The sequence below is a fragment of the Streptomyces phaeochromogenes genome (assembly GCF_001418655.1).
GTDB lineage: Bacteria > Actinomycetota > Actinomycetes > Streptomycetales > Streptomycetaceae > Streptomyces > Streptomyces phaeochromogenes.
Map to the genome: position 1 here is coordinate 706 of NZ_LIQZ01000698.1, position 740 is coordinate 1,445.

Here is a 740-nt window from a genome sequence, read left to right on the forward strand (position 1 = left end):
GGCGGCGTGGATGTCGTTGTACAGGGACACGTAGTTCTGGCCGATGCCGCCACGGACGACCGTGGCCCGCGGCCTGGGGACCCAGGTGCTCGCGGAGTGCCGGTTGGCGGTCAGCCGCTGCCAGCCCGCCGCCCAGGGCTCCCGGCCTGCGGCAACACGCACCTTGGCCCGGTTGAGGTCGCCCGCGTTGTGCAGCATCCCGGGGTGCGCGAAGACCGGCTTCCCGGCGGACGCTCCGGGCGACGGAGAGGCACCTGCCTGCGCCGCATCGGCCGAGTCACCCCCACTCAACGAGACCGCGACACCGCCGACGACTCCCGCGGCGGCAACACCACCCGCCACCTGAAGGGCGCTGCGACGGCTGATGCGGTGCTTGTTGTGCTCTGCCACGTATGACTCCTGTGCGGGTGCGGATGGAGGGGCGTGCGTGTGCAGAGGAGACGGAGGAGAGGCTTCCTGGATAACAGTTTTTCTCGTGAAGGCATGCGGCGCCCTACGGGGGAACCCCTGACAACGCCCTTGCCCTGCACAGCAGTTGATGAGGGTCGGAGTCAGCCGACGAGGACACGACGGCAGCGCTCGTACGCGTCGAGGACAAGGCCGGCGCCAGGCCGGGCTACAGCACGGTGATCACCGCCATCCGCAATCTGTCACGAGCGGATCCTGTGGGCGGCGTTCGGAACCGGAAGCTGAGGATCCGGCCGGGGCGGCCGGGGCTGCGGGGGCTGCCGGGGGTGCTC